Origin of the sequence: Salmonella sp. 2020_1395 (assembly GCF_043848115.1) — a bacterium.
GTDB lineage: Bacteria > Pseudomonadota > Gammaproteobacteria > Enterobacterales > Enterobacteriaceae > Salmonella > Salmonella enterica.
This window is the reverse complement of sequence record NZ_JBCMFH010000006.1, coordinates 90,809-111,968: the sequence shown is the minus strand read 5'-3', so window position 1 is coordinate 111,968 and position 21,160 is coordinate 90,809. Positions and strand designations below refer to the sequence as shown.

Here is a 21,160-nt window from a genome sequence, read left to right as displayed (position 1 = left end):
TATGAAAATTTTGGTCATTGGCCCCTCCTGGGTGGGCGACATGATGATGTCGCAAAGTCTCTATCGCACGCTTAAAGCGCGCTATCCCCAGGCGATAATCGACGTGATGGCGCCAGCCTGGTGCCGTCCGTTGTTATCGCGTATGCCGGAAGTTAACGAGGCGATACCCATGCCGCTGGGCCACGGCGCGCTGGAAATCGGCGAGCGCCGCAGATTGGGCCATAGCCTGCGAGAGAAGCGCTACGATCGCGCCTGGGTGCTGCCAAATTCGTTTAAATCGGCGCTGATTCCTTTCTTTGCCAATATCCCGCACCGTACCGGCTGGCGCGGCGAAATGCGCTATGGCCTGCTGAACGATGCGCGCGTCCTTGATAAAGACGCCTGGCCACTGATGGTGGAGCGCTACGTGGCGCTGGCCTATGACAAGGGCGTGATGCGCACGGCGAAAGATCTGCCGCAGCCGCTACTCTGGCCACAGCTCCAGGTTAGCGAGGGTGAAAAGTCGTTGATGTGCAGCGACTTTTCACTATCTTCTGAACGTCCTCTGATCGGCTTTTGCCCCGGCGCAGAATTTGGCCCGGCAAAACGTTGGCCGCACTATCACTACGCCGAACTGGCAAAACAGCTCATTAACGAAGGGTATCAGGTCGTACTGTTTGGCTCGGCAAAAGACCATGAAGCCGGAAATGAGATCCTGGCGGCGCTGAATAGCGAGCAGCAGGCATGGTGTCGCAACCTGGCGGGGGAAACCCAGCTGGAACAGGCCGTCATTCTGATAGCCGCCTGTAAAGCCATCGTCACCAACGATTCCGGGCTGATGCACGTCGCGGCGGCGCTCGACCGTCCGCTGGTCGCCTTGTATGGCCCAAGTAGCCCGGATTTCACGCCGCCGCTGTCTCATAAGGCCCGGGTGATTCGTCTCATTACGGGTTATCACAAAGTGCGTAAAGGTGATACGGCGCAAGGCTATCACCAGAGCCTGATCGATATCACGCCGCAGCGGGTTCTGGAAGAGCTTCATTCGCTGTTGTCGGAAGAGGGCGTTTAATGCGGGTTTTGATCGTTAAAACATCATCGATGGGCGACGTATTACATACCCTGCCTGCGCTTACCGACGCGCAACAGGCGATTCCGGGGATTCAATTTGATTGGGTTGTCGAAGAAGGGTTTGCACAAATTCCGTCCTGGCACAGTGCTGTCGATCGCGTGATTCCCGTCGCTATTCGCCGTTGGCGCAAAGCCTGGTTTTCCGCGCCCATTAAAGCGGAACGCACAGCCTTTCATCGGGCGGTATGCGCATACCAATACGACGCTGTGATTGATGCGCAGGGGCTGGTGAAAAGCGCGGCGCTGGTGACGCGTCTGGCGCATGGGATAAAGCACGGTATGGACTGGAGTACCGCCCGCGAACCGCTGGCCAGCCTGTTCTATAACCGTAAACACCATATCGCAAAGCAACAACATGCGGTTGAACGGACGCGCGAGCTGTTCGCCAAAAGCCTGGGATACGATAAACCGCAGTCGCAGGGCGATTATGCCATCGCAAAACATTTTCTGCATTGCCAGCAGGCGGTTAGCGATCCGTATGCGGTGTTTTTACATGCCACGACCCGCGATGATAAACACTGGCCGGAAGCAAACTGGCGCGAGCTTATCGGTATGGTGGGCAACACCGGATTACGGATAAAACTTCCCTGGGGCGCGCCTCATGAGGAGGCCCGGGCTAAACGACTGGCCGAAGGCTTTGACTATGTGGATGTGTTACCGCGCATGAGCCTGGAGGAGGTCGCCAGAGTGCTGGCTGGCGCAAAATTTGTCGTATCGGTTGATACCGGCCTGAGCCATCTCACCGCCGCGCTCGACAGACCGAATATTACGCTATATGGCCCAACGGACCCTGGGTTAATTGGAGGTTATGGGAAGAACCAAATGGCATGCTGCTCACCAGAACAGAACCTGGCGAATTTAGATGCCACAAGCGTATTTGGAAAGATTCATTAAAGAGACTCTGTCTCATCCCAAACCTATTGTGGAGAAAAGATGCTAACCACATCATTAACGTTAAATAAAGAGAAATGGAAACCGATCTGGAATAAAGCGCTGGTTTTTCTTTTTGTTGCCACGTATTTTCTGGATGGTATTACGCGTTATAAACATTTGATAATCATACTTATGGTTATCACCGCGATTTATCAGGTCTCACGCTCACCGAAAAGTTTCCCCCCTCTTTTCAAAAATAGCGTATTTTATAGCGTAGCAGTATTATCATTAATCCTTGTTTATTCCATACTCATATCGCCAGATATGAAAGAAAGTTTCAAGGAATTTGAAAATACGGTACTGGAGGGTTTCTTATTATATACTTTATTAATTCCCGTACTATTAAAAGATGAAACAAAAGAAACGGTTGCGAAAATAGTACTTTTCTCCTTTTTAACAAGTTTAGGGCTTCGCTGCCTTGCAGAGAGTATTCTATATATCGAGGACTATAATAAAGGGATTATGCCATTCATAAGCTATGCGCATCGACATATGTCCGATTCCATGGTTTTCTTATTTCCAGCATTATTGAATATTTGGCTGTTTAGAAAAAATGCAATTAAGTTGGTTTTTTTGGTGCTTAGCGCTATCTACCTTTTCTTTATCCTGGGAACCCTATCGCGAGGGGCATGGTTGGCGGTGCTCATAGTAGGTGTTCTGTGGGCAATACTGAACCGCCAATGGAAGTTAATAGGAGTTGGTGCCATTTTATTAGCCATTATCGGCGCTTTGGTTATCACTCAACATAATAACAAACCAGACCCAGAACATTTACTTTATAAATTACAGCAGACAGATAGCTCATATCGTTATACTAACGGAACCCAGGGCACCGCGTGGATACTAATTCAGGAAAACCCGATCAAGGGCTACGGCTATGGTAATGATGTGTATGATAGTGTTTATAATAAACGCGTTGTCGATTATCCAACGTGGACCTTTAAAGAATCTATCGGTCCGCATAATACCATCCTGTACATCTGGTTTAGTGCTGGCATATTAGGTCTGGCGAGCCTGGTCTATTTATATGGTGCTATCATCAGAGAAACAGCCAGCTCTACCTTCAGGAAAGTAGAGATAAGCCCCTACAATGCTCATCTCTTGCTATTTTTATCTTTCGTCGGTTTTTATATCGTTCGTGGCAATTTTGAACAGGTCGATATTGCTCAAATTGGTATCATTACTGGTTTTCTACTGGCGCTAAGAAATAGATAAAAAACGCGCTGATACTTATTACGGTATCAGCGCGTTTTTCATCATCCGGGCTCAATCACTTATCAAACCAGCTTTTCATTTGTTCCTCGAAACGCTGCGCTACATTTTCCCAACTGTATTTTGAAAACACCAGGGATTTTGCTTTTTCGGCAATCTGGTGGCGTTCCTTATCAGCAAGCGCACGGTTAATATCATTAATTATACTGTCGCTCGACATAGGCTCTGCGAGGTGATAGCCCGTTATGCCATCTAACACAAATTCGCTAATCCCCCCTTTTTTGCTGGCAAGAACCGCTTTTCCTGCTGCCATCGCTTCTACAGCCACCATGCAAAATGCTTCTTCAACCTGAGACGGCACAATAACCAGATCGGCTATATGATAGAAGTTATGCATCTGGTCGGGAGATTGCCCCCCAGCCATAATACAATCCGTTCCAATCTCTTTTGCGGCGTCCAGTACTTTCTTTTGATACTCTGCTTTTTCACCCTTGCGGCTTGCATAAGGATCGCCAACAACGACAAGTTTAATATTACTTCTTAAGGTACGTAATTTTTTGAACGCCTGCAAAAGCAACAAGATGCCTTTATCAGGCGAAATTCTCCCGGCATATAAGAGAACGGTGGCATCTTCCGCAATATTTAATTGCGGACGGAGGTTATTTTGTGGGTTTCTTTTATAAGTCTCAGCACAAAAACCATTAGGCACAATACTAACAGCAGCGGCGGGCAATCTTTCTTCATAAAACGCTTTAAGAAACTGACTGGGCACGATAATTTTTGCATCATTATCAGGAAGTTCTGGTTCAAATGCGTTATGCATGTGCATAACCAGTTTTGCATTCGGATTGCGCTCTCTGATCTGCCGATACAGTTTCATACTATTATGAATAACAATGACGCTATCTTCCTGGGTAGTCACTTTATCTCTAATATTAAGGACGCGCTGGGAATAGGGTAGTGGGTCGAGACGAGTCCATTTCTGAAAAAGACGCTTATAAACTTTACTAAACCCAATGTAATGAATATCACAGTTATCGTTTATTTTATTATATTCAGGATAGCCAGCATTTTTTATACAAGCAATAGCACTCGGTATTGATAGTCGTTTTGCAACCTGGTAAATCCAGGTTTCTACCGCAGCCGCGCCACGAGGAGGAATTGAAAATATAGGAGTAACAGTAAATATGATTTTTTTAATCATAATAGCTATAATCCAGAATAGTTAACTTTATAGAAAAAGAAATGTTATACAAAAAGAAATGCGTGCCGAAGCAACGCAAAATAATGATTTATCTAGTATCTAGACAATTTTATCGTAATATATTTCATCCTCAAGTTCCGAGGCTGTAATATATGGAATAATATCGTAATGAATTGCAGTATCATCTGATAAATTAAAGATATTTAAATCACTCACATTTTTTCTCATAAAAGTAAAAAATGGCAGTATTTTAAACAGATCTTTACTAAGCTCAGATGGCATAGGGCTGGTAGATTCGTCATAGAAACGTGGGCAACTTCCTGTTAAGTCAAGCCCAGAACATATAATACGGCCATACTTGAGGGAATAGGCAACCTGAATAGCGGTATAAGCAATAGTATGGCAAGAGCAATACCCGATGCTGATATCCTTGCAAAATCCAGCCAGTCGCCCTCTTTTCGAAAGAGGAACTGAAATAAGTAATGCTTTATGAACCCGCTTGAGGATATTAAATTTAATTTTCTTTAAAAAGCCCCCTTTTTCTCGGCGATAAAAGGAGCGAATAATTAAACAGTTTTCTTCAATATATTTTTGATCATCCACTGAAGCCTGTTCGTACACATCAAGATTGACGATAGTAAACTGACTGTTACGGCTAAAGTTATAAAAATCTTCGCGCCGACGATGGAGGAAGCGAACATCCGTCAGAAGGTACAAAAATGGCTTGACGTTATTGTTTAGCAAATATTGAACAGAACCATTGACTGCAATGACATCTTTCATTCGTAACAAGGACAGCGGCGTCTTTCTGGACGTAGGACCAGAAAGAAAAATAATACAATCTTCAGCCGTTCTTTTCGCAATAAGTTGCAGAACATCGGCGTGAGTTATGAAGTAAACGCTGCCCATAAAAAACTCGTATGTTTATCATGCAACCTATAAATAAATGTTATATTCAACAACTAATATTACATCTCAAATTCTCTCAAGTATGTCATAACGCTGCAGCAAATAAAAGTCAGTCAGCCCCTTAAATTAAACCAAACGTGCTACATTGATCAGCGCTTTTCCTTACCCTTAATACGACGCAAGAAATTTCGAAGTTTTTTCTTATAAATCAATAAGTAAAATCCGATATCTCTCACATTATTTTTGATACCATAATGTCTTTCTAAATCAATACGATCCTTTGCTTTTCGTTGTCTGGAAGGTCTTTTTCCGGACAAATCGATAATTCTGATCTCATTGCCTTGCAGGATAAAGTTACCTTTATGGGGATCGCCCGAAACCATACCATGCTGATGCAGAGAATATATCGACTGTTTGATTTTCCCTCTCACCTCGTCAGAAATTTCTGGCATATCAACAAGTTCAATACCTTCAATATACTCAATTATCATCACGTATGTTTTTACATAGCGTAATGTTTTAATTTCCGCCAGCAGGTAAAAATCATTAAGCGCCGCAAACCCTTCACGCCGCACACGATCTGTCTGATGAAAAAGCTTTTCGTAGTAATCTCCTTTTACTAACGATTTGAAAAAGCGTTCAGTATTTTTTACTTTTGGACTAAATACTTTGAGAATATATTTTCCGTAGTCTGTATTAATCAATACAACTTTTGTATCTTCTATATTACGAAAGACTTTAATAACCTGATGATTATAAGATAGAAAATCTTTGAATATCTCAATGTATTTTTCACCGTCTTTTTTGACAAAGACGGTATAGTTTTTAATCTTTTTTTCAATAATCATAATGGAGATTTGGGGAGGGGAATTATTTGTGGAAAAGTTTACGATAAAGATATGCGCTTCCAGCCATAAGGCCTTTAAAATAATGACCCTGCACGAGAAGATGTTTATATCGCTTCTTAAATTCGACTATGGTACGCGCATCTTTTGCGGGAAAATCCTTCCAGGGCGAGTTAAGTCGTGCATTTTTATAATAGATAACTGAAGGATAATTTGCCCAGGCATGCCATGGTTTTGTAGCACCCGTATAATGAATTAAAATAGTATTATCATTAATTATATTGCTATATTTTTTATGTGACTTATCTTTCAACTCACTTTTAATAGTATAAATGGTATTATACGGTCGCGGTAGAAAAATGACTTTATCCTGTAGGAGAATATTCAAAACATCCTGATCGGGATATTTAAAAGAGTCAGCCTCTTTACCTGCCAAAAGTAAAAATGCCTTTTTGGTTAAGGCATTCTCTTGCCATAATTTCAGGTTAACAAAAACCACGCCGGAGTTAAAATAACCACCTTGTAAATTAAAAGCGCTTAATCTCTCATTTACCTTATTCTGGATGGAATCAACATCTTTTACGACCGCAGCAATCTTCTCTGTCAGATCAAGCTGTAGAAGATCTTGCAAAGATCCTTTGCATACAACATCGGCATCCAAATAAAGTAAGGTGTTTACCTTCTTGCTGAGATAATCGAAAGCAAATAAACGAAAATACATTGCTCTCGACCATACTTTAGTTTGAGGCAATACCTCAAGGCTTTCTACTTTAATAAGATAAAGAGAAATTTTTATGTGATGCTGTACGGCTAAACGCTCTATATATTTTACAAAACACGGGGAGTATGAATCACAAATAATGTGAAAAGCGAGCGGGATATTATTGTTTAATACAACTGAAGCGATTGATACCCCCACACCATCAAGATAGTTTTCATCAACGCCATAAGAAATGTTTAATACGTTATCATCATTATTATTACTTTCATCAAAAACTTTATATTCAGCTATTTCTATCTCAGGAAATGAATCCATTACATCACCTATGGGTTTTATTCAAGAAGTTTACGTTTAAAGTAGGCTATATAATAATTTACACCCGAAGTATAATGCTTCTGATTAAACATATGCTTTGCCGCATAACGTAACTGATGGCTAGTCACTGGATTTAAAAGTGCACAATGAGACCATGGTGAGTTGCTCTTAGCCTGTAAAAAATATTGTGACACAGGGTAAGCCCCCCAACTATGCCAGGGCTTCGTTGGTCCGATATAATGAACAAATACAGTCTCAGCATCGACTGGATTAATAACTGAATCTTTTAATTCATAGTTAAGACTAAATTGTGTATTAAATTTTTTATCAACAAAACGCGCTTTATTCACTAACAATATATTTAATACATCCTGATCAAGGTGCGTTATGCGCTGTACTACCTCCGGATCTTTTAGCATTTCAATCGCTTTCTTAGAGATATTTTCTGCGGTCCAAAGAGGTATGTTAATTAAAATAAAACCGGCATTAAAATAGCCAGAAACCAGCCCAGGCGTTGCCAGGCTAACCGAGCGCTTAGTCCACCATTCCAACTCGCCTTCAGCAACGACAGCAGCAATCTCATTTTCAGCGAAATTAAGATCAATAAGTTCCTGAATACTCCCCTTACATGCAATATCTGCATCCAGATAAAGTACTCTATCTGTTTTATCTGAAAAATAATCGGCGATAATGAATCTAAAGTATGTTGCATAGGTCCAGTTTTTGGTACTGGGTAGCGATTTTAAGCGCTCACAGTCGATTAGGTAAACAACAATCTGCGTAGCGTACTGTTTTGCTAATGCCTCAAATCGCTGCTGGTCTTCAGAGTCAAAGAAATCGGTAAAAACATGGAAAGCTAACGCCTTCTCTGGGTTAGCAAGGAGAACCGATGCAATAGAGACACCACAGCCAAAAAGAAAGTTTTTATCAATCCCATAAGCTATATTAAATTTATTAGCATCACTATGTTGTGCATAGTTATAATCTAAAGTCTGTTGAATGACTTCTTCTTCAAAATATTTTCTGCTCATAGTGATCACTTTTGTAATTTCGAGAATATCGCATTATTAAAATTTTTAAAATATAGCACATCGTAAAATCTCTCAATCGTGCCGGGAATAATATCATGCTGATATTTTATTTCACCAGAAATAACGCGATTAAGATGCCCTACAAAATCATCTATAGCCCCCGGGGTGTAAAGCTCACCATTCAAGCCGGGTTTAATCATATCGCGCGGACCAGACATACAATCAGAACTAATACACGGAATTCCATATGACATTGCTTCCAGCAGGGTCATAGGAAATCCCTCAAATGCAGAGGTAAGTAGTAACGCGGTGACATTTTTTATTTTTTGCTGTACGACTTGCCACGGCGTGCTTTGCCAACCATACCAGATCACACGCTGCTCAATACCAAGCTCCCGACTATAGGCCTGGCACTTTTCAAAATCTGAGCCATCACCAATAATATGTAGCTGCCATTCCCCTGTCGTACGAGCTAAGCCATCAAATAAATCTTTAACTCTTTTCTGTCCTTCAAATTTAAGACGCCCTACATAGAGAAATACAGCGGGTTTATCGCGCTCAGGCGGCGGCACAATGATTGTTTTAATAGAGACAGGATTATAAACGACGCTAATATTTTGCGCTGAGATACCCCGTGCCATCATCTGTTCTTTAATACCACTACTGATGGCCAGATGATAATCCGCGTACGTTATACATTCTGCATGTTTTTTATGGTCGAGCGAAAAATGCGGCCACGAGAAAATAGTAAACTGTTTACCACTTTTCTTTCGTGCTTTATTGGCATAAAGACATGAGATGACATCAATACATATCACAATATCTGGTGACGTTTCTTTCAACCATTGACTAAAATTATAAACATGCTTAGCTCGACGAAGAAAACTTAATTTTATATTTGAGAATGATTGCGCATATTTAATCTCTTTTAGCCATGCTTTATCCATTTTGTCATTACGACAAAAGAAAAACATTTCACAGTTGATTTTCGGAGAGCTATTTTCAAACGTATGGATAACGTTGCTAATAACGGTTTCCATCCCTCCAAAACCGGATACCGCTTCGCCAATAAAAGCTATTTTCATATATACCCCAGAGTTAAAACCTTAATCTAAAGACTTTAGATATTAAATAGCAAAAATAGTAATATAACCCTATAGAGTAATTTTTACCTGACATCTCTCTTTTGCTTTAAGGCGTAGTCAATATCTTTATTATTTTCGATAATGGAATATATTGCCACACCTGCTGCCATTATAAAACCATGATCAAAGCAAAGAGCAATGTCCAGTCTTCTTCCAAAAAAATCATCATGTTGAATTATGTTTTTTTGGTTTGAAATATAACTTTTAATGTCAGACATTCTGTCTATCCTTGTCTCACTCATAAATTACTCACTGAGTGCATAATTATTATAATTACAGATTTTTTCTTATTGTCCTTTCTTTAATTCGAGCGGCTTTAACATCCGCCTGATGAATCAACCCCGATTCTTTTTGCAAAATCTCTCGTAGGGGGAGAGAGAAATACTCACGCATAAACCGGAATATATCTCGCTGAGTCAGGCCAATATTCATTGAAGAAAAATAAAGCCCAATTAAATCTTTGTCACGCCAGCGAAGGGGAACGTGCTGACGTATCTGCGCGCGATGCAGGTCGATTACGGAGATTTTTAAATCCTCTTCGCGACCAGTGAAAGGTAAATGCAGAAGAAAGTGGCAAATATAACAGTCGCGATGATTAATTCCCCCGGCGTGCATTTTACGTACCATAGTCGCAACACGCTTAATGATCATCCACTTCACCTGCGCGTCCGGTGGATTAACAGCCCAGTCAGCACAGTAGTCTTCAAGGCTAATGGTGGGCGTTAAATCTTCGGTGATAATAAATGATGTTCTGGTTAGCGGGTTTACGCCTTTTTCACCAAAACCAACGCCGTGCATCGTATCAACGCCCAGCTCATGTAGACGATGAATGGCGTGCCATTCTCTGTCAGCGCCCAGAACAGGCATACGTAACGAAATCAGGTTCTTCACAATTTCTTTCAGCGAAGTACCTTTATGCCACTTCAGGAAGTAGCTTTTACCGTCCAGCTCAAACCGCAATGTTCGACGCGTCTCCAGCTCTCTGAACACTTCGCCCTGTAACGTTTTTACTTCCTCAAAAGCATCTTTACCGCGCCATAGTGAGGTTAACGGCGCTTTCAGCTCAACCATTTAAATCACCTGTAATAATATCTGCGGCCTTCTCCGGTAAGCTGTATAAATCCTGGGTATCAGCATAATACCGCGCATTTTCAGCCCAGGCGTTGCGTAAGGAAGGCTGTGTCAGCGCTTTGAGTAAAACCTCATTTAGCGCATCCTGGCGGAATGGTTCAGTCATCGCTTCGCCACAGTTTGCATCCACAATATAATGTGCATAACCGCACACCGCGGTTGTCAGCACCGGCAAACCAGCAGTAATGGCTTCCAGCAAAACAATACCTGCAGCTTCCTGATAGGCTGGATGCAGTAAAAGGTCGGCTGCCGCCATTAACTCCGCGATATCATTACGTCCGGAGAAAAAATGCACATTCGTGCCGACGCCGCTTCTTTCAGCCAGTGCTGCAAACCTCTTCGGCTTATCCTGCCCGACAACATAGAGCACCGTATTTTGCCGTAAAGATTCGGGTAGCGATGCCAGCGCTTCAATAGAGCGATCCACACCTTTACGGGTAAAGTCAGACCCTACTTGCAACAGTAATTTTTGCTGTTCTGAGATACCATTTTTCTGACGATAAATTTGACGACTGTTCGGGATCTGTTGGCTATATTTTCTGTCCGGGTAAATCCCCGGAGGAAGAATATGGAAACGCTCCGCTTCAGTCTGATAATGTTTTTGGAAGTCAGCAATCTGCTTATTCGTCAGCATTAATAGTTGTGTCTGCTTGCCGTGTTCAAACGTGGCGCGTTCAAAAGCAGCATAATGCCGATAGCGTGATGTCAGGCGATAGAAAAATCCTTTTTCCTGGGCGACTTTTTCGGCATAACACACGTCTGCGGCGTAATACACATCAAGGCCCGGCATCTTATTGAATCCAACCACCCGATCGACAGGGTGGTCGCGCAAATGGTGTTGCACCCAGGCATAATATTCTGCGTTACGACCGTGGTTCGTCCGGGATTTAACCGGCACGCGGATTAATTCAAAGTTATCCGGGCATTCCCCTTCCCATGACTGAGTATAAACACGAACCTGATGACCTCGCGCCGCCACGGTTTGGGCAATGCGCATAAAATCACGCTGCAGACCGCCAAAAGGAAAATATTTATATAAGCAAAAGGCAACTCTCATAGCAGGCTGTCCAAATCTATGGTGCGTGCCTCATGCGGCAGCATTTTTTCCGTCGCGGCGATAACATCTTCAGCCGGAATCACAGAAAGGTATTTTTTATTACGATCAAGCTCATGCCGTTCAGGCATCGGCTGATAATTGCCTGCCCAAAACTGAATGATGTCGTCGGTCCAGGGACGCCAGAACACATGATCCGTCGCGCCGAAAAGGCAAATGACCGGCGTTTTGACTGCTGCGGCAATATGACCAGGGGCCGAATCAACGCCGATAAAGAGATCCGCATGGTCAATCAACGCGCCCAATTCAGGAAAGCGAGTTTTACCCGCCAGACCAGTAACCGGTTTTGTCTCACAGCCGCGTGCAATAGCATCCACGCAGGCCATCTCGTCTGCGGCCGGGCCTGACGTCAGTACAACTTGATAACCGCGGCGCTGCACGGCATCAATAACCTGCGAGAATTTATCATTATCCCAGCACTTAAATAGCTGCCGTGCCGTAGGCTGAATAACAACATATTGTCGGGTCACACCAAGTTGTTTGAGCTGTTGTCGCATGTTTTCCCAATGTTCCGGGCGATAGCTCATGGTGGTTTCCGTGACATACTGTTTTAGCGCTAACGGCTTTAGCGCGGATAATGTGCGCTCAACAGCATGTTCTCCCGCATAAGGTACTAAATGCGTAAAGCTTTTTTTCCATAAAGCAGACTGACGATTACCGAAATCCTGCGAGATTTTTATTTTTGCGTTTAAAAAACGCACAATAAGCGCCACGCTCCACTGATCGGTGAGATTGACGACCAGATCATACGAGTTAGCACGCAATTTTTTGATTAACGATAGCGCGTTTTTGATCTTCTCTTTTGTTCCTGCGCCTTTGTTACTGATGCCGTAGAGTGCATTAATCTCCGGATTTTCCGACAATATCGGTATGGTGTTCTGGTAAAGAAGCACATCGATTTTTGCATCGGGATAATTCTGCTTCAGCGTGCTGATGACAGGAGTGGTAAGTAACATGTCTCCATGAAAACGCATTTTTATAATCAGAATTCTTCGAAATGGCTTTTCCACAAGCGACTCTTTGGTTGAAATTGTCCGGATAAATAAGCAGAAAAAAGCACGCTACCGCCCCAGGCTTCACAGCAACCCGATGGCTAATACCGCACTCATTTTAGATGCGCTAGTGTAACACTTCTTTCGCAGCAATCCGATACGAATAATTTTTATACACAATCATTTTTTTAATCATAAATTCAAAGAGATATTAATTTATCCCTCTCTTGTGAATGGTCATTCCCATTGTCTGGGGCGACAAGGGCGGCAAATTTCAATGGATTGCGTAAAAATGCAAAAATAATGGGGTTCAGCGCCTGGAATCCTCGCTTCTGAGCCAATTTGGCGCAAAAATGGGAAAAGTAATGGTAAAGCCCAGGCTAAATACATAGAATCCCCAGCACATCCATAAGTCAGCTATTTACTATGCTCGAATTGCTTTACACCGCTCTTCTCTACCTTATTCAGCCTCTGATCTGGATACGGCTTTGGGTGCGTGGACGTAAAGCGCCAGCCTATCGTAAGCGCTGGGGTGAACGCTACGGATTCTACCGCCGTCCGTTGAAACCGGGCGGAATCATGCTGCATTCCGTCTCGGTGGGCGAAACTCTGGCGGCCATCCCATTGGTCCGCGCTCTACGTCATCGCTATCCCGATCTGCCTATTACCGTAACGACCATGACGCCGACCGGCTCGGAGCGCGTCCAGTCCGCCTTTGGCAACGATGTTCAGCACGTTTACTTGCCTTATGATTTGCCCGATGCGCTCAATCGTTTCCTCAATAAGATTGATCCTAAGCTGGTATTGATCATGGAGACTGAGCTCTGGCCAAATCTGATTGCTGCGCTACACAAACGTCATATTCCGCTGGTTATCGCTAATGCGCGGCTTTCCGCCCGCTCCGCCGCGGGTTATGCGAAGCTTGGCAAGTTTGTCCGTACGCTCCTGCGCCGTATCACTCTGATTGCCGCGCAAAACGAAGAAGATGGCGAACGCTTTGTGGCATTGGGCGCGAAGAACAATCAGGTCACGGTCACCGGCAGTCTGAAATTTGATATTTCAGTTACGCCGCAGTTGGCGGCTAAAGCCGTTACGCTACGCCGCCAGTGGGCGCCGCACCGTCCGGTCTGGATTGCCACCAGCACCCACGATGGCGAAGAGAGTATCGTTATCGCCGCTCACCAGGCGTTATTACATCAATTCCCGAATTTATTACTGATTCTGGTGCCCCGCCATCCGGAGCGTTTCCCGGATGCTATCAATCTTGTGCGTCAGGCAGGGTTAAGCTACATCACTCGCTCTTCGGGCGAAGTGCCGTCCGCCAGCACCCAAGTCGTGGTAGGCGATACCATGGGCGAATTAATGTTGCTCTATGGCATTGCCGATCTCGCCTTTGTTGGTGGTTCGCTGGTTGAACGCGGCGGTCATAACCCGCTGGAGGCCGCCGCTCATGCGATTCCGGTACTGATGGGTCCGCATACCTTTAACTTTAAAGATATTTGCGCCCGTCTGGATCAGGCGAGCGGACTTATCACGATTACCGATGCGGCTACGCTGGCAAAAGAAGTTTCCTCTTTACTGACCGACGCTGATTATCGTAATTTCTACGGACGTCACGCAGTTGAAGTGCTGTATCAAAATCAGGGCGCGCTCCAGCGTCTGCTGCAACTGCTGGAACCTTATCTGCCACCGAAAACGCATTGAGGACTGTCATGCAAAAACGGGCGATTTATCCAGGCACGTTTGATCCGATTACTAACGGTCATCTCGATATTGTGACGCGCGCAACGCAGATGTTCGACCATGTCATTCTGGCCATCGCCGCTAGCCCCGGCAAGAAACCCATGTTCACCCTGGAGGAGCGTGTGGCGCTGGCGCAAAAAGCGACCGCACACCTGGGTAACGTAGAGGTGGTGGGCTTTAGCGACCTGATGGCCAATTTCGCCCGCGACAGACAGGCGAATATCCTGATTCGTGGTCTGCGCGCGGTGGCGGATTTTGAATATGAAATGCAGTTGGCGCATATGAATCGCCATCTGATGCCGCAACTGGAAAGCGTTTTCCTGATGCCGTCCAAAGAGTGGTCGTTTATTTCATCGTCGCTGGTCAAAGAAGTGGCACGCCATCAGGGCGATGTGACCCACTTTCTGCCGGACAATGTGCATCAGGCGCTAATGGATAAGTTGAAATAAGTTTCCTTCCCTGCCGGGCCTGGCGTTTTACTTCTGACAGTGACGGCAATAGAACGTCGCACGCTGTGCGTGTTTCGTTGCGACTATCGGCGTACCGCATACCCGACACGGCTCGCCTTTGCGCCCGTACACCTGCAACTCCTGCGCAAAATAGCCCGGTTTCCCATCGCTTTGCAGAAAATCCTTCAGCGTTGTCCCGCCTTGTTCAATAGAGCGCAGCAAAACGGCTTTAATCACCCGTGCCAGCAGGTCGCACTCCTCTGTCGAGAGTGACGACGCCAGGCGGTCAGGGTGAATACCAGCGGCAAACAGCGACTCGCTGGCGTAGATATTCCCCACGCCGACCACCAGCTTGTTATCCATCAGCCAGGGTTTAATCGCCGTCTTCTTCTTCGCGCATTTCTGCCGCAAATATTCGCCATTAAACTCATCGCTTAGCGGCTCCGGTCCCAGATGCGCCAGTACGTTATGCCCTTCCAGCTCTTTGGTCCATAACCAGGCGCCAAAGCGGCGAGGATCGGTATAACGTAGAATTTTGCCATTGCTCATCACCAAATCGACATGGTCGTGCTTTTCCGCCGGCAGCGCTTCCGACAGTATCCGCAAGCTTCCCGACATCCCCAGGTGAATAATTATCCAGCCGTCAGGCAGCTCCAGCAGTAAATATTTAGCACGACGCTGAACGCTAAGGACGGGTGTATCGCTCAGACGATAAATTTCGTCTGAAACCGGCCAGCGCAGACGGCCGTTACGGATATGGGCGTGCAGGATAGTAGCGCCAACTAAATGGGGTTCAATACCCCGGCGGCTGGTTTCAACTTCGGGTAATTCAGGCATAACGTCTCCGGCTGTGTGGCAGGTCTCATTAATATGGGGACGGCCAGAAAACAAAAAACCCCGCCGAAGCGAGGTTTTTGTTACATCAAAGCGAGAATTATTTGATTTTCGCTTCTTTGTAGATCACGTGCTGACGGACAACTGGATCGAATTTTTTCAGTTCCAGTTTTTCCGGTTTAGTACGTTTGTTCTTCGTAGTGGTATAGAAGTGACCAGTACCAGCAGAAGAAACCAGCTTGATTTTCTCACGAATACCTTTAGCCATGATTTATTTCCTCTTAGTACTTAGTACTTTTCGCCACGGGCACGCAGTTCAGACAGAACTGTTTCGATGCCTTTTTTATCGATGATACGCATACCTTTAGCAGATACACGCAGGGTGACAAAACGCTTCTCGCTCTCAACCCAGAAACGGTGAGAGTGCAGGTTAGGCAGGAAACGGCGTTTAGTCGCGTTCAGTGCGTGGGAACGGTTGTTACCGGTCACCGGACGCTTGCCAGTAACTTGGCAGACTCGGGACATGTCTATTCTCCAAAAATCAAATTAGCTCGAGCTTCGTATGGGGTATCGGCGCCTCGTCAGGCTTTACAGCCTGGTCATCGCGCAGTTCTATTGAACTCTCGATTGCCAGGCCCAAATGCCAAACCCGAGATTCTCAAAGGTGGCGTAGTATACGCTGACCCGGCGATATGCTCAAGTCCCGAACAGACAAAGATCCCGATGGATCGCGCAAAGAATCTTAAATCCAGCCGCGTTCGGCAAAAGAAACGTACTCTCCGCGCCCAATTATCAGGTGATCGAGCACCCGGATATCCATAAACTGGCAACACTTTATCACGCGCTCAGTGATAAGTTTATCTGCTTTACTTGGCTCTGCGCAGCCTGAAGGGTGGTTATGCGCCAGAATGACCGCTGAAGCATTGAGTTTAATCGCTTCCCGAACAATCTCACGCGGATGCACCTCTACGTGGTTAAGCGTGCCGGAAAACAGGCGGCTGTGCTGAAGCACCCGGTGCTGGGCATCGAGGAAGATCACCAGAAAGATCTCACGCTCTTCGCCCGTCAGTTGGCTTTGCAGAAATTCCCGCGTCATTTCCGGACTCAGCAACGCACTTTCCTCATTCATGCGCACGCTGTAATAGCGCCTTGCCAGCTCAGCAATGCCTTTCAACTGCGCGAATTTCGCCAGGCCGATGCCGTTTACGCCGCGAAACTGCGCAAAGTCCGCCGACAGCAGGCCATACAGCGACCCAAAGTGCTGCAATATCTCTTTTGCCAACGTCATAACATCTTTTCCCGGCGTGCCGGTACGTAAAAAAAGCGCCAGCAGTTCCACGTCGCTGAGGGAAGCAATGCCGGATCTGAGCATTTTTTCACGCGGTAATAACTCGTCCAACGTATCCATACGCGCACCTCCTTTTTTAAGGAAGCGGCATAGTGGCACAGCCTTTGGGAGAGATCGACGCCCCGATTTTGTTCTTGCGTAGCGCCTCGCAAAGTGGAGCGCAGGCAAAGACACGACGCCGTAGAGATTGTGATAAAATAGCCGCCTTTCAAAGTCACCCAACAGGAAAGACATGATGAGCCTGGCCGGTAAAAAAATTGTTCTCGGCGTTAGCGGCGGTATCGCTGCGTATAAAACGCCGGAGCTGGTGCGCCGTTTACGTGAGCGCGGCGCTGACGTGCGCGTGGCAATGACCGAGGCGGCAAAAGCCTTTATTACCCCCCTGAGCTTACAGGCAGTGTCGGGCTATCCCGTATCCGACAGTCTGCTTGACCCTGCCGCCGAAGCCGCGATGGGGCATATCGAGTTGGGGAAATGGGCCGACCTGGTGATTCTTGCCCCCGCGACCGCCGATCTGATCGCCCGTGTAGCATCGGGTATGGCTAATGATTTAGTCTCCACCATCTGCCTGGCGACGCCAGCCCCGGTGGCCGTTCTTCCGGCCATGAACCAACAGATGTACCGCGCTGCCGCCACGCAACATAATCTGGAGGTGCTCGCCTCTCGCGGCCTGTTCATTTGGGGGCCGGATAGCGGCAGTCAGGCGTGCGGCGATGTAGGCCCAGGCCGAATGCTGGACCCATTAGTTATCGTTGATAAGGCCGCCGCGCATTTCGCTGCCGTCAACGATCTGCGACATCTTAATATCATGATTACGGCAGGCCCGACGCGCGAACCGCTCGACCCGGTGCGTTATATTTCCAACCACAGCTCAGGTAAAATGGGCTTCGCTATTGCGGCGGCCGCAGCGCGTCGCGGCGCAAATGTCACGCTGGTCTCCGGTCCCGTTTCGTTACCAACGCCGCCTTTTGTAAAACGGGTTGATGTCATAACCGCGCTGGACATGGAAGCCGCTGTTCAGGCCGCCGTTCAACAGCAGCATATTTTCATTAGCTGCGCCGCCGTGGCTGACTATCGCGCAGAGACTATCGCCAGTGAAAAAATCAAAAAACAGGCGGCGCAAGGTGATGAATTACTAATAAAAATGGTCAAAAACCCGGACATTGTCGCCGGGGTGGCCGCACTCAGTGACAATCGACCCTATGTTGTTGGGTTTGCCGCGGAAACGAATAATGTGGAAGAATACGCCCGGCAAAAACGTATCCGTAAAAACCTTGACCTGATTTGTGCAAATGATGTTTCTCTTTCAAATCAGGGATTTAATAGCGATAAAAACGCTTTACACCTTTTCTGGCAGGATGGAGATAAAGTCTTACCGCTTGAGCGGAAAGAACTCCTGGGCCAATTATTACTCGACGAGATCGTGACCCGTTATGATGAAAAAAATCGACGTTAAGATTCTGGACCCGCGTGTTGGTCAGCAGTTTCCGCTGCCGACTTATGCTACTTCTGGTTCTGCCGGGCTTGACCTGCGCGCCTGTCTCGACGACGCCGTAGAACTGGCGCCTGGCGCAACGACGTTGGTGCCTACCGGACTGGCCATTCATATCGCCGATCCATCACTGGCGGCAGTCATGTTGCCGCGTTCTGGCCTGGGCCATAAACATGGTATCGTGCTGGGCAACCTGGTCGGGCTGATTGATTCCGATTATCAGGGGCAACTGATGGTTTCGATCTGGAACCGTGGTCAGGACAGTTTTACCATTGAACCGGGCGAACGTATCGCGCAAATGGTGTTTGTTCCGGTCGTTCAGGCCGAATTTAATCTGGTGGAAGCATTTGACGCCACCGAACGTGGCGAGGGCGGCTTCGGTCATTCTGGCCGTAAGTAAATTTTACGCATCCCCATAACGTCATAATACTGCCGCAAGCGCTGAGTTTGCGGTTATAGCGTGGGTGCTCGCCTGGCAAGTGCTTATTTTCAGGGGTATTTTGTAACATGGCAGAAAAACAAACTGCGAAAAGGAATCGTCGCGAAGAAATACTTCAGTCACTGGCGCTGATGCTTGAATCCAGCGATGGAAGCCAACGCATCACGACGGCAAAACTGGCGGCCTCGGTCGGCGTTTCCGAAGCGGCGCTATACCGCCATTTTCCCAGCAAGACCCGCATGTTCGATAGCCTGATTGAGTTTATCGAAGATAGTCTGATTACCCGTATCAATCTGATTTTAAAAGATGAAAAAAACACCAGCACGCGTTTGCGCCTGATTGTGTTGCTGATTCTGGGTTTTGGCGAACGCAACCCTGGCCTGACGCGCATTCTTACCGGGCACGCGCTGATGTTTGAACAGGATCGCCTGCAGGGGCGCATTAATCAGCTTTTTGAACGCATCGAAGCGCAGCTCCGCCAGGTGCTACGAGAAAAAAGAATGCGTGAAGGCGAAGGCTACACGACGGATGAAAATCTGCTGGCAAGCCAACTGTTAGCCTTCTGTGAAGGTATGCTTTCACGGTTCGTGCGTAGCGAATTTAAATACCGCCCAACGGACGATTTCGACGCCCGCTGGCCGCTCATTGCCGCTCAGCTACAGTAACGCTGACTGGATAGTGGCTCACGCCTTATCCAGGCGACAGAAACATAAGCCCGGTAAAGCGCCACCGGGCAATTCGCTTACACGCCAAATTCTTCCCGGTATGCTCGCACAGCCGCCAGATGCTCAGCCATATCAGGTTTTTCTTCCAGATAGGCAATCAGGTCTTTCAGCGTAATGATGGAGATAACCTTACAACCATAGTCGCGCTCCACTTCCTGAATCGCGGAAATCTCGCCGCGGCCACGTTCCTGACGATCCAGCGAAATCAGTACGCCAGCCAGCGTAGCCCCGTGCGCCTGAATAATCTCCATCGACTCGCGAATCGCCGTACCTGCGGTAATCACGTCATCCACCAGCATCACGCGGCCCTGTAGCGCGCTGCCCACCAGACACCCGCCTTCGCCATGATCTTTTGCCTCTTTGCGGTTAAAGCAGTACGGCAGGTCTTTATCGTGATGTTCCGCCAGCGCAACCGCCGTCGTCGTCGCGATCGGAATACCTTTGTACGCGGGGCCAAACAGCAGATCAAATTCAATACCGGAATCCACCAGCGCTTCGGCATAAAAACGGCCTAACAACGCCAGGTCGCGCCCGGTATTAAACAGCCCGGCGTTGAAGAAATAGGGGCTTTTGCGCCCGGATTTCAGCGTAAACTCGCCAAACTTTAGTACCTGCTTGTTAAGCGCAAACTCAATAAACTGGCGCTGATACGGTTTCATGGATTCGCTCCTTTTCTTACTTTCATCATTTACGAAATTTACGGACAAAAAAAAGGCGACTTTTCAGTCGCCTTAAAATCAATTTTCTAACGCCGCCTTCTGCGTCGCCACAATGGATTCAATTCCCCCTCGGGCCAGCGCCAACAAAGTGAGAAGTTCTTCATGGCTGAACGGCTCGCCTTCCGCGGTACCCTGAACTTCAATAATGCGGCCATCTTCAGTCATCACGACGTTCATGTCGGTTTCTGCGGCGGAATCTTCAACATATTCCAGATCGCAGATCGCTTCGCCGTTAACGATGCCTACGGAAACCGCCGCCACCATGCCTTTCATCGGGTTGGTTTTCAGCTTACCGTTGGCAACCAATTTATTCAGCGCATCCGCCAACGCCACGCAGGCACCGGTAATAGACGCTGTACGCGTACCGCCATCGGCCTGGATTACATCGCAGTCCAGCGTAATGGTAAATTCGCCGAGCGTTTTCAGATCGACCGCCGCACGCAGCGCACGCGCGATCAAACGCTGAATTTCCATAGTACGGCCGCCCTGCTTACCCTTTGCCGCTTCGCGCGCGTTACGGGTATGGGTAGCGCGAGGCAACATGCCATACTCTGCGGTGATCCACCCCTGGCCTTGCCCTTTCAGAAAACGTGGAACGCCTTCTTCAATGGAGGCGGTGCACAACACTTTGGTATCTCCAAATTCGACCAGTACCGAGCCTTCAGCGTGTTTTGTATAGTTACGGGTCAGGGTTACGGGACGCACCTGATTAGCGCTACGGCCTGCTGGACGCATATTGAGATCTCCGGCTT

The 21,160-nt window shown here is 46.9% G+C and carries 24 protein-coding genes; 8 read left to right on the top strand and 16 right to left on the bottom strand.

What is annotated here, in order from left to right:
- Nucleotide 1: 1 nt before the first annotated feature.
- The 3 genes from rfaF to rfaL are packed head-to-tail and all read left to right on the top strand — an operon-like array spanning nt 2 to nt 3,255.
- Nucleotides 2–1,048 carry an ADP-heptose--LPS heptosyltransferase RfaF gene (rfaF, locus tag ACH0WD_RS11580; protein WP_000699196.1) on the top strand — a complete coding sequence of 349 codons (1,047 nt, stop codon included), beginning with the start codon at nt 2–4 and terminating at the stop codon, nt 1,046–1,048.
- Entirely contained in the window at nt 1,048–2,001 is a 954-nt protein-coding gene (gene rfaC / locus ACH0WD_RS11575; protein WP_001264617.1) for a lipopolysaccharide heptosyltransferase RfaC, read from the top strand. Before rfaF ends, rfaC begins: the two co-directional genes overlap by 1 nt.
- A gap of 39 nt (nt 2,002–2,040) precedes the next feature.
- A complete protein-coding gene (gene rfaL, locus ACH0WD_RS11570; RefSeq protein WP_000958462.1) occupies nt 2,041–3,255 on the top strand; it encodes an O-antigen ligase RfaL in 1,215 nt (404 codons plus the stop codon).
- Nucleotides 3,256–3,310: 55 nt separating this feature from the next.
- Here rfaL and ACH0WD_RS11565 read toward each other — a convergent pair whose 3' ends face one another.
- From ACH0WD_RS11565 to rfaQ, 10 genes are all read right to left on the bottom strand, one after another.
- Nucleotides 3,311–4,456 carry a lipopolysaccharide N-acetylglucosaminyltransferase gene (locus ACH0WD_RS11565; RefSeq protein WP_000591833.1) on the bottom strand — a complete coding sequence of 382 codons (1,146 nt, stop codon included), beginning with the start codon at nt 4,454–4,456 and terminating at the stop codon, nt 3,311–3,313.
- Between the two features lie 99 nt (nt 4,457–4,555).
- The gene (waaZ, locus tag ACH0WD_RS11560) at nt 4,556–5,365 is read right to left on the bottom strand and encodes a 3-deoxy-D-manno-oct-2-ulosonate III transferase WaaZ (RefSeq protein WP_172480757.1); all 810 of its coding nucleotides are present in this window, start codon (nt 5,363–5,365) and stop codon (nt 4,556–4,558) included.
- 149 nt (nt 5,366–5,514) lie between these two features.
- On the bottom strand, nt 5,515–6,213 hold the full coding sequence (rfaY, locus tag ACH0WD_RS11555) for a lipopolysaccharide core heptose(II) kinase RfaY (RefSeq protein WP_000582809.1): 699 nt from the start codon (nt 6,211–6,213) through the stop codon (nt 5,515–5,517).
- Nucleotides 6,214–6,235: 22 nt separating this feature from the next.
- Nucleotides 6,236–7,246 carry a lipopolysaccharide 1,2-glucosyltransferase RfaJ gene (rfaJ, locus tag ACH0WD_RS11550; protein ID WP_000376867.1) on the bottom strand — a complete coding sequence of 337 codons (1,011 nt, stop codon included), beginning with the start codon at nt 7,244–7,246 and terminating at the stop codon, nt 6,236–6,238.
- Between the two features lie 17 nt (nt 7,247–7,263).
- Nucleotides 7,264–8,277: a lipopolysaccharide 3-alpha-galactosyltransferase gene (gene waaO / locus ACH0WD_RS11545; RefSeq protein ID WP_000088492.1), complete on the bottom strand. Its 1,014-nt coding sequence runs from the start codon at nt 8,275–8,277 to the stop codon at nt 7,264–7,266.
- Nucleotides 8,278–8,282: 5 nt separating this feature from the next.
- Nucleotides 8,283–9,362 (bottom strand): lipopolysaccharide 1,6-galactosyltransferase, encoded by a 1,080-nt coding sequence (gene waaB / locus ACH0WD_RS11540; protein WP_000683986.1) that lies wholly within the window; start codon nt 9,360–9,362, stop codon nt 8,283–8,285.
- An 83-nt stretch (nt 9,363–9,445) separates the two neighbouring features.
- Nucleotides 9,446–9,640, bottom strand: a complete 195-nt coding sequence (locus ACH0WD_RS11535) for a hypothetical protein (protein ID WP_001747758.1) — start codon at nt 9,638–9,640, stop codon at nt 9,446–9,448.
- Between the two features lie 55 nt (nt 9,641–9,695).
- Entirely contained in the window at nt 9,696–10,493 is a 798-nt protein-coding gene (gene rfaP / locus ACH0WD_RS11530; protein WP_000229814.1) for a lipopolysaccharide core heptose(I) kinase RfaP, read from the bottom strand.
- Nucleotides 10,486–11,610: a glycosyltransferase family 4 protein gene (locus ACH0WD_RS11525; RefSeq protein WP_001261584.1), complete on the bottom strand. Its 1,125-nt coding sequence runs from the start codon at nt 11,608–11,610 to the stop codon at nt 10,486–10,488. The genes rfaP and ACH0WD_RS11525 overlap by 8 nt, the downstream gene beginning before the upstream one ends.
- Nucleotides 11,607–12,677 (bottom strand): lipopolysaccharide core heptosyltransferase RfaQ, encoded by a 1,071-nt coding sequence (gene rfaQ, locus ACH0WD_RS11520; RefSeq protein WP_001526672.1) that lies wholly within the window; start codon nt 12,675–12,677, stop codon nt 11,607–11,609. Before rfaQ ends, ACH0WD_RS11525 begins: the two co-directional genes overlap by 4 nt.
- Nucleotides 12,678–13,085: 408 nt before the next feature.
- Here rfaQ and waaA point away from each other — a divergent pair, with 408 nt between their 5' ends.
- Nucleotides 13,086–14,363: a lipid IV(A) 3-deoxy-D-manno-octulosonic acid transferase gene (waaA, locus tag ACH0WD_RS11515; RefSeq protein WP_000891582.1), complete on the top strand. Its 1,278-nt coding sequence runs from the start codon at nt 13,086–13,088 to the stop codon at nt 14,361–14,363.
- A gap of 8 nt (nt 14,364–14,371) precedes the next feature.
- Complete coding sequence (coaD, locus tag ACH0WD_RS11510; protein WP_001171887.1) at nt 14,372–14,851, top strand: pantetheine-phosphate adenylyltransferase; 480 nt, start codon at nt 14,372–14,374, stop codon at nt 14,849–14,851.
- Between the two features lie 27 nt (nt 14,852–14,878).
- Here the strand turns inward: coaD and mutM are convergent, their stop codons facing one another.
- From mutM to radC, 4 genes are all read right to left on the bottom strand, one after another.
- Nucleotides 14,879–15,688, bottom strand: a complete 810-nt coding sequence (mutM, locus tag ACH0WD_RS11505) for a bifunctional DNA-formamidopyrimidine glycosylase/DNA-(apurinic or apyrimidinic site) lyase (RefSeq protein ID WP_001114516.1) — start codon at nt 15,686–15,688, stop codon at nt 14,879–14,881.
- A gap of 97 nt (nt 15,689–15,785) precedes the next feature.
- Nucleotides 15,786–15,953 carry a 50S ribosomal protein L33 gene (gene rpmG / locus ACH0WD_RS11500; protein ID WP_001051798.1) on the bottom strand — a complete coding sequence of 56 codons (168 nt, stop codon included), beginning with the start codon at nt 15,951–15,953 and terminating at the stop codon, nt 15,786–15,788.
- A 20-nt stretch (nt 15,954–15,973) separates the two neighbouring features.
- Nucleotides 15,974–16,210, bottom strand: coding sequence for a 50S ribosomal protein L28 (gene rpmB / locus ACH0WD_RS11495; RefSeq protein ID WP_001519051.1), 237 nt, complete (start codon nt 16,208–16,210; stop codon nt 15,974–15,976).
- Between the two features lie 217 nt (nt 16,211–16,427).
- The gene (gene radC / locus ACH0WD_RS11490) at nt 16,428–17,093 is read right to left on the bottom strand and encodes a DNA repair protein RadC (RefSeq protein ID WP_000380129.1); all 666 of its coding nucleotides are present in this window, start codon (nt 17,091–17,093) and stop codon (nt 16,428–16,430) included.
- 175 nt (nt 17,094–17,268) lie between these two features.
- Here radC and coaBC point away from each other — a divergent pair, with 175 nt between their 5' ends.
- From coaBC to slmA, 3 genes are all read left to right on the top strand, one after another.
- Nucleotides 17,269–18,489, top strand: coding sequence for a bifunctional phosphopantothenoylcysteine decarboxylase/phosphopantothenate--cysteine ligase CoaBC (coaBC, locus tag ACH0WD_RS11485; protein WP_000050176.1), 1,221 nt, complete (start codon nt 17,269–17,271; stop codon nt 18,487–18,489).
- Nucleotides 18,467–18,925 (top strand): dUTP diphosphatase, encoded by a 459-nt coding sequence (dut, locus tag ACH0WD_RS11480; RefSeq protein ID WP_000976078.1) that lies wholly within the window; start codon nt 18,467–18,469, stop codon nt 18,923–18,925. The genes coaBC and dut overlap by 23 nt, the downstream gene beginning before the upstream one ends.
- 107 nt (nt 18,926–19,032) lie before the next feature.
- Nucleotides 19,033–19,629, top strand: a complete 597-nt coding sequence (gene slmA / locus ACH0WD_RS11475) for a nucleoid occlusion factor SlmA (RefSeq protein WP_000818607.1) — start codon at nt 19,033–19,035, stop codon at nt 19,627–19,629.
- Nucleotides 19,630–19,706: 77 nt separating this feature from the next.
- Here the strand turns inward: slmA and pyrE are convergent, their stop codons facing one another.
- Together pyrE and rph are read right to left on the bottom strand one after the other, a co-directional pair.
- Nucleotides 19,707–20,348, bottom strand: coding sequence for an orotate phosphoribosyltransferase (pyrE, locus tag ACH0WD_RS11470; protein ID WP_000806165.1), 642 nt, complete (start codon nt 20,346–20,348; stop codon nt 19,707–19,709).
- A gap of 78 nt (nt 20,349–20,426) precedes the next feature.
- Complete coding sequence (gene rph / locus ACH0WD_RS11465; RefSeq protein ID WP_001247078.1) at nt 20,427–21,143, bottom strand: ribonuclease PH; 717 nt, start codon at nt 21,141–21,143, stop codon at nt 20,427–20,429.
- Nucleotides 21,144–21,160: the final 17 nt, after the last annotated feature.